Below are 8,126 nucleotides of genomic sequence, written 5' to 3'. Positions count from 1 at the left end.
TGTAATCTTAATGAAGGGAGAAAAAATGTGATGGGAACGATCATACAGTATGTATTTTATCTGGCGGTGCTTGTTTTGCTGGCAATCCCATTGGGAACATACATCAGCAAGGCAATGAATGGAGAGAAGGTTTTTCTGACCAGAATTCTGGCACCGTGTGAAAAAGGAATTTATAAAGTGTTACATATTGATCCGGAAGAGGATATGTCATGGAAAAAGTATCTGGCAAGTGTACTGGTATTTTCAGGATTTGGCCTTTTGGTACTGTTTTTATTGCAGGTATTTCAGAAATTCCTTCCATTTAATCCGCAGCATGTAGAGGGAATGAGCTGGGATCTTTCTCTGAACACGGCGATCAGTTTTATGACTAATACAAACTGGCAGGCATACAGTGGAGAATCACAGCTCAGCTATCTGTCCCAGGCTCTGGGGCTAACAGTTCAGAATTTTGTGACACCGGCTACTGGTATTGCAGTTCTATATGCTCTGATCCGTGGGTTTACCAGAGTAAAAGGAAAAGGTGTGGGAAATTTCTGGGCAGACCTGACAAGATCCACCCTGTATGTTTTAATACCGCTTTCTCTGGCAGGTGCACTTATTATTGCTTCTCAGGGTGTGCCACAGACATGGAAAGCTGCAGAATCTGTAGAATTGATGGATCCGGTTGCTTTTGACTCCGATGGTAATTATCTGGAAGGAGCCAGGATTGACGGGGATACAGTAACGGTAGATGGAAAGGTTGTAGAGGATGCTGAAGTTGTTGCAGAGGAAATCGTTCCTCTTGGTTTTGCGGCAAGTCAGATTGCTATTAAACAGCTGGGTACCAATGGCGGTGGATATTATGGTGTAAACTCTGCACATCCGCTGGAAAATCCGAACTGGTTCAGCAATTTACTTGAGATGCTGTTTTTGCTTCTGGTACCTGTAGCATTATGCTTCTCGTTTGGCCGTGATGTAAAAGACAAAAAACAGGGAATTGCAGTTTTTATGGCAATGTTTCTGATGTTAATTGCGGCAATGTCAGTTACTGCTGTGAATGAGCAGTCCGCATCCACAGCACTCATGGAAAATCAATATGTAGATACTTCCACTGACGGACAGGCTGGTGGAAATATGGAAGGAAAAGAAGCAAGATTTGGTATCGGTTCCTCTGTCACCTGGGCAACATGGACGACAGCAGCATCAAATGGTTCCGTAAACTCTATGCATGATAGTTACACACCTCTTGGCGGAATGATCCCTATGCTTCTGATGGAGCTTGGTGAAGTGGTATTCGGGGGTGTGGGATGTGGTCTCTACGGAATGCTTGGCTTTGCAATACTGACGGTATTTATTGCAGGATTGATGGTTGGAAGAACACCGGAATACCTGGGAAAGAAGATTGAGCCTTATGAAATGAAATGGGCAGTCCTGGTATGCCTTGCTACACCAATCGCAATTCTGGTATTCAGTGGAATAGCAGCAGCGGTTCCATCGGTTGCAGAAAGTCTGAATAACTCCGGGGCACATGGTTTCTCAGAAATGTTGTATGCGTATTCATCCGCCGGAGGAAATAACGGTTCGGCATTTGCCGGTTTTGGTGCAGATACTCCATTTTTAAACCTTACCCTTGGCGGGGCAATGCTTTTGGCAAGATTTCTCCCGATTACAGGAATCCTTGCAATTGCAGGAAGTATGGTACAGAAAAAGAAACTGGCGGTTACAGCAGGAACCTTATCTACCAGTAATGGAATGTTTGTATTCCTGCTGATTGTAATCGTGCTGCTGATTGGTGCCTTGAGCTTCTTCCCGGCACTGGCACTGGGGCCGATTGCGGAGTTCTTTGGATAAAAGTCCGGAACAATAGAACTATTTTGATCGTATGGAGGAATCAAAAATGGCAGAAAAGCAAAAAACTGCCCTCTCGGATAGAAAAATGGTGATGAGGGCAATCAAAAATTCATTTATCAAGTTAAAACCGAAAACCCAGGCAGGTAATCCGGTCATGCTTCTAGTTTACCTGTCGGCAATCATGACTACCGGGCTTTGGCTCATTTCTCTGATTTTCGGAATCGGAGATGCACCGACCGGATATACCTGTGCGATTGCAGTGATCCTGTGGTTTACGGTATTGTTTGCAAATTTTGCAGAAGCGATTGCAGAAGGAAGAGGTAAGGCACAGGCAGATTCTTTAAGGAAAGCGAAGAAAGACGTAGATGCCCACAAGATACCGTCACCGGATCAGAAAGAAAGGATTACAGTCATTCCGTCTACCAGCCTGAAAAAAGGCGATTTTGTTCTGGTAATAGCAGGGGAACAGATTCCAGGTGATGGAGAAGTGGTGGATGGTGCTGCTTCTGTGGATGAAAGTGCAATTACCGGTGAATCTGCACCGGTCATTCGTGAAAGCGGTGGAGACCGGAGTGCCGTGACAGGTGGAACAACGGTATTGTCTGACTGGATTGTGGTGAGAATTACCAGTGAAGCAGGGGAAACCTTTATGGACAAAATGATTGCCATGGTAGAAGGGGCAAATCGTAAGAAAACTCCGAATGAGATTGCATTGCAGATTTTTCTTGTTGCGTTGTCCATCGTATTTATCATGGTAACCATGTCACTTTATACTTACTCCATGTTCTCCGCAAAGCAGGCAGGTATCTCGAATCCTACATCCATTACGACGCTTGTCGCATTGTTGGTCTGTCTGGCACCTACAACCATCGGTGCCCTGCTCTCTGCAATCGGAATTGCAGGCATGAGCCGTCTGAATCAGGCGAATGTACTGGCGATGAGCGGAAGAGCCATTGAGGCTGCCGGTGATGTAGATATTCTGATGCTGGATAAGACAGGAACGATTACACTGGGAAACCGTCGGGCAGATGCCTTTCTTCCGGTTGACGGTGCTTCGGAAAAAGAACTGGCAGATGCGGCACAGCTTTCCTCACTGGCAGACGAGACCCCGGAAGGACGAAGCGTTGTAGTGCTTGCAAAAGAGAAGTTTGGAATCCGGGAAAGAAATCTTTCTGATAAAAATATGGAATTTGTTCCGTTTACCGCTGTGACCCGCATGAGCGGAGTCAATTTTGCCGGAACAGAAATTCGAAAAGGAGCTGCAGATGCGATTAAGGAGTATGTAGTAAGGGGTGGAGGAATTTATTCTCCTCAGTGTGACCAGATCGTGAAAGAGATTTCTTCCAAAGGCGGAACACCTCTGGTTGTGGCAAAGAACCATATTGTGTTGGGAGTCATTTATTTGAAAGATATCATCAAAGACGGTGTACAGGAGAAATTTGCAGATCTTCGTAAAATGGGGATTAAGACAATTATGATCACTGGTGATAATCCTTTGACAGAAGCTGCGATTGCAGCAGAGGCAGGTGTGGATGATTTCCTTGCAGAAGCAACTCCGGAAGGAAAGCTTCAAATGATCCGGGATTTCCAGAAAAAAGGACATCTGGTAGCCATGACCGGTGACGGAACCAATGATGCACCGGCACTGGCGCAGGCAGATGTAGCGGTTGCCATGAACAGTGGAACACAGGCGGCAAAAGAAGCCGGAAACATGGTGGATCTGGATTCCTCACCAACAAAGCTGATTGATATTGTAAGAATCGGAAAACAGCTTCTGATGACCAGAGGAAGTTTGACTACCTTTAGTATTGCAAATGATGTGTCGAAATACTTTGCGATTATCCCGGCACTTTTTATGGGACTTTATCCGGGGCTTGCCGGACTGAATATCATGGGACTTTACAGTCCGCAAAGTGCAGTGCTTTCCGCAATCATCTACAATGCTTTGATTATCATTGCCCTGATTCCGCTGGCACTGAAAGGTGTAAAATACAGGGAAGTGTCTGCAGGTAAACTGCTGTCCAGAAACCTGTTAATCTACGGGTTAGGAGGAATTATTACTCCGTTTATCTTTATTAAATTGATTGATATTCTGCTGGTAGCTTTCCATCTTGTATAAGAAATATGGTGTTGAAAAAAATCAGGAAAATGAAAGTCACAGGAGGTAAAATATTATGAAGAAAAAAGGAACGGTGTTCGGGAAAGCTGTCGGTATGGTACTGGCAATGACACTGATCTGCGGTGTGTTATACACCGCAGTTGTTACGGGAGTATCACAGCTCTTCTTTTCAGATAAAGCCAATGGCAGTGTGATTGAAATTGATGGAAAGAAATATGGTTGTGAACTTTTAGCGCAGGAATTTACCGGAGAGGAATATATGTGGGGCAGAATCATGAATGTATCTGCCTTTACCGATCGGGATGGCAATACAAAAATGTATTCCGGTCCATCAAACATAAGTCCTGAGAGCCAGGAATACAAAGAACTGGTAGAACAGCGTGTGAAAAAAATCAAAGAGGCAAATCCGGATGCGGACACAGAGAAGATACCGGAAGATCTGGTGACTTGCTCCGGAAGCGGGCTTGACCCGGATATATCAGTGGCGGCAGCCGAGTATCAGGTGCCAAGACTGGCAAAAGCAAATCAAATGACGGAAGATGAGATTCAGGGTATTATTGACAAATGTACCAACCACAAAATATTAGGAATTTTCGGAGAGGAAACAGTCAATGTATTGAAAGTAAATCTGATGTTGGAAGGAATTTTATAACAGGCAGGATGGCTCAGGGATATAGCAATATGCACTGGGCCTGATTCTGTTTCATCTCAGCCTAGGAGACTGAGATAAAGCCTCCGGCGGGTTGTAGAGGCGCGCAGATGTATCATGTCAGTAATGCTGACACGCTCCACGCAGCAAGAATGCCGGTGGCATTCTTGATAGAAAAGGAAGATCATTATGGACAAGGAAAGACCGGATCCGGATAAAATCCTGAGAGATATAGAAAGAGAAGAAGAAAAGAAAAGCAGTGGCAGACTGAAAATATTTTTCGGATATGCTGCAGGAGTAGGAAAAACCTATGCCATGCTGAAAGCTGCTCATAGTTTGCGGAAAAATAATATAGATGTGGTGATTGGATACCTGGAACCCCATGCCAGACCGGAAACTATGAAGATGGCACAAGGATTGGAAACTGTTCCTGCAAAACAGGTTGATTATAATGGGATTAAATTGAAAGAAATGGATATAGATGCTATCTTGAAAAGACGTCCGCAGGTAGTACTGGTAGATGAGTATGCGCATACAAATGCAGAAGGAAGCCGCCATCAGAAAAGATATCAGGATGTGGAAGAAATCCTGAAAGCAGGGATCAGCGTTTATACAACGGTCAACGTACAGCATATTGAAAGCCTGTGTGATATTGTAGCATCAATTACCGGTATTTTAATGAAAGAACGAATTCCGGATTCCGCTTTTGATATGGCGGATGAGGTGCAGCTTGTGGATCTTGAGCCAGAAGATCTGCTGCAAAGGTTAAAAGAAGGAAAAGTGTATTCGCACTGCGAAGAACAGCTGACAGGGTAAATCTTGTCACAGAACGGACAAAAAAAGAGGCAGGCGGCGAGTACTACACGGAAGAGAAGATACTTGTGGGAATCTCGCCGTCTCCGTCGAATCCGAAGATTATCCGGACAGCTGCCAGAATGGCAAAGGCTTTTGGCGGGTTACTGGTCGGGCTTTATGTAGAAACACCAAATGCAGAGAAAAGAAGTCAGGAAGATAAAAAACGCCTGAAAGAAAATATTCATCTGGCAGAACAACTGGGGGCAAAAATAGAAACGGTATGTGGAGATGATATTTTTTTGATCGCAGAATATGCAAGAAACTCGGGCATTTCCAAAATTGTCACAGGAAGAAGTGTTCCTTCCCAGAGCTTTTTTCATAAACCCACATTTACAGATAAGCTTGCGGCGTATGCACCTGATATAGATATTTACATTATTCCTGACAATAAGATGGAGAAAGAAAAACAGAAGCTCCGGAGAAGTATGGATCACACAATGACAATCAAAAATATGCTGAGTGCACTGGTCTGTTGCTTTTTTCAACTGTGATAGGATTTGTTTTTTATGAAATGAAATTCAGCGATACCAATATCATAACAGTATATATTTTGGGAGTTATGATTACTGCGATTATTACATCAAGCCGGACGATTTCTTTCCTGCAGTCTGCAGCGAGTGTAGTGGTATTTAACTATTTTTTTACAGACCCAAGGTTTTCTCTGGATATTTATGATCCGGGTTATCCGATTACCTTTGCGATTTCCTTTATCGCAGCCCTTATCACAAGCAATATTGCATTGAAAATGAAAACACAGGCAAGAGAACTGGCAAAACTTGCATACCGTACAAAGATCATCCTGGATACCAACCAGCTTTTGCAAAATGGAAAAACTATAGAAGAAATAGGAAATACAATGGCAACTCAGTTGGGAAAGGTACTTGGCCACACCGTGGTGTACTATGGACTGGAGGGGGAACATCTGGGCTCTCCTGTGATATATAATGCAAACGGTGAGAAGGATGAATCTCATCAAATCAGACTGATTACCGAAAACGAACATGCAGTAGCTGAATGGGTATTTAAGAACAATAAACGGGCAGGAGCAACTACGGGAACATTGAGTGAAGCTGCATGTTATTATCTTGCAGTCAGAAGTCTTGATGCGGTGTATGCTGTTGTTGGGATTGAAATTGAGGACGGAGAGATACTGGGTGCTTTTGAGAGTAATATGTTAATGGCTATCCTTTCCGAGTCGGCGACAGTTATGGAGCGGGAAGTTTTAAGGACCAGGGAAGAGGTTGCAACGGAAAAGGCAAATAGTGAAAAGTTGAGAGCAAATCTTCTGCGGTCCATTTCCCATGATCTCCGTACTCCGCTTACCAGTATTTGTGGAAATGCGGATATGCTTCTTCAGGGAAAGTTAAATGAGGACAAAAAAGAAAAAGTGTATTCTTATATATATGATGACTCGTTCTGGCTGCTGAATCTGGTAGAAAATCTTTTGTCTGTTACGAGAATTGAAGATGGTGGAATGAAGATAAAAAAACAGGCAGATATGCTGGAAGATCTGATCGAAGAAGCGCTGAAGCATATCAGCAGGAAGAGCAGAGAGTTTGTGATACGGGTCAATATGGAAGATGAAATGCAGCTCGTTAATGTGGACTCACGACTGATCCTTCAGGTAATTATCAATATTGTAGATAATGCAGTGAATTATACTCCTCCAGGTGGAGAGATTGTGATATCTACAAAGAAAGAAAAAAGTTTTGTCCATGTGCAGATTGCAGATACTGGAAAGGGAATTCCGGATGAAGATAAACCGCATATTTTTGAAATGTTTTATACGGCAAATAATGAAATAACAGATTCGAAACGGAGTCTGGGTCTTGGGCTTGCTCTCTGTAAATCAATTATCAATGCACATGGAGGAAGAATAACGGTCTATGACAATAAACCGAAAGGTGCCGTTTTTGATTTTACGGTGCCTGCTGAGGAGGTAGAGATTCATGAATAATTCAAATATTCTGGTGGTAGAAGATGATTTTGCTATTCGCAGTCTGATTACCACCGCTCTTGAGACGGAAAATTATAAATATCATGTAGCAAAAAATGGGAAGCAAGCGATTATCGAGGCAACAACGCAGTCACCGGAACTGATTCTTTTGGATCTGGGACTTCCTGATATAGATGGGATTGATGTGATTAAGAAAATACGTTCCTGGTCTACTGTCCCAATTACTGTGATAAGTGCCAGAAGTGAAGATAAAGATAAAATTGATGCGCTGGATGCAGGGGCTGATGATTATATTACCAAGCCATTTTCAACAGCAGAACTTCTTGCCAGAATCAGAGGAAACTATCGAAGGATTCAGTACATACAAAATAATCAGCAGGGCGGAACTCCTGTCTTTCATAATGGTAGCTTAACAATTGATTATCAAATGCAGACAGTATATGTGAAAGAGGAAGAGATTCATGTGACTCCGATTGAATATAAAATTTTATGCTTGTTGGCGAAAAACCTTGGAAGAGTGCTGACCCATACCCACATCACAAAGGAAATATGGGGAAGTTCTTTGGAGGGAGACATTGCTTCACTCAGGGTTCATGTGGCAACTGTGAGGAAAAAAATAGAAAAGAAAGACAGTTCCAATAAGTGTATTCAGACACATGTAGGGATTGGGTATTGTATGGTTAAGCAGGAGTAGTGTCTTTGGTTTTAAATAATAG

General features: G+C 43.1%; 7 protein-coding genes. All 7 read left to right on the top strand.

Going from position 1 to position 8,126, the window contains the following annotated elements; genetic code table 11:
- The first annotated feature begins 27 nt into the window (after nt 1-27).
- The 7 genes from kdpA (at nt 28) to ACQRBH_RS15315 (ending at nt 8,104) form a co-directional block, all read left to right on the top strand.
- Entirely contained in the window at nt 28-1,830 is a 1,803-nt protein-coding gene (gene kdpA, locus ACQRBH_RS15345; protein WP_427762359.1) for a potassium-transporting ATPase subunit KdpA, read from the top strand.
- Nucleotides 1,831-1,876: 46 nt separating this feature from the next.
- Nucleotides 1,877-3,949 (top strand): potassium-transporting ATPase subunit KdpB, encoded by a 2,073-nt coding sequence (kdpB, locus tag ACQRBH_RS15340; RefSeq protein ID WP_427762357.1) that lies wholly within the window; start codon nt 1,877-1,879, stop codon nt 3,947-3,949.
- A gap of 55 nt (nt 3,950-4,004) precedes the next feature.
- Nucleotides 4,005-4,601: a potassium-transporting ATPase subunit KdpC gene (gene kdpC, locus ACQRBH_RS15335; protein WP_427762356.1), complete on the top strand. Its 597-nt coding sequence runs from the start codon at nt 4,005-4,007 to the stop codon at nt 4,599-4,601.
- 186 nt (nt 4,602-4,787) lie between these two features.
- Nucleotides 4,788-5,414, top strand: a complete 627-nt coding sequence (locus ACQRBH_RS15330; protein ID WP_427762354.1) for a hypothetical protein — start codon at nt 4,788-4,790, stop codon at nt 5,412-5,414.
- Between the two features lie 65 nt (nt 5,415-5,479).
- Nucleotides 5,480-5,944 carry a hypothetical protein gene (locus ACQRBH_RS15325; protein ID WP_427762352.1) on the top strand — a complete coding sequence of 155 codons (465 nt, stop codon included), beginning with the start codon at nt 5,480-5,482 and terminating at the stop codon, nt 5,942-5,944.
- A gap of 20 nt (nt 5,945-5,964) precedes the next feature.
- Nucleotides 5,965-7,410 (top strand): sensor histidine kinase, encoded by a 1,446-nt coding sequence (locus ACQRBH_RS15320; protein WP_427762351.1) that lies wholly within the window; start codon nt 5,965-5,967, stop codon nt 7,408-7,410.
- Complete coding sequence (locus tag ACQRBH_RS15315) at nt 7,403-8,104, top strand: response regulator (RefSeq protein WP_427762350.1); 702 nt, start codon at nt 7,403-7,405, stop codon at nt 8,102-8,104. Before ACQRBH_RS15320 ends, ACQRBH_RS15315 begins: the two co-directional genes overlap by 8 nt.
- Nucleotides 8,105-8,126 lie beyond the last annotated feature (22 nt).

The organism is Bariatricus sp. SGI.161 (assembly GCF_050313695.1).
Classification (GTDB): Bacteria; Bacillota; Clostridia; order Lachnospirales; family Lachnospiraceae; genus JAFBIX01.
Note: the sequence above shows the minus strand (reverse complement) of the source record. Positions and strands in the feature narration are given on the sequence as shown.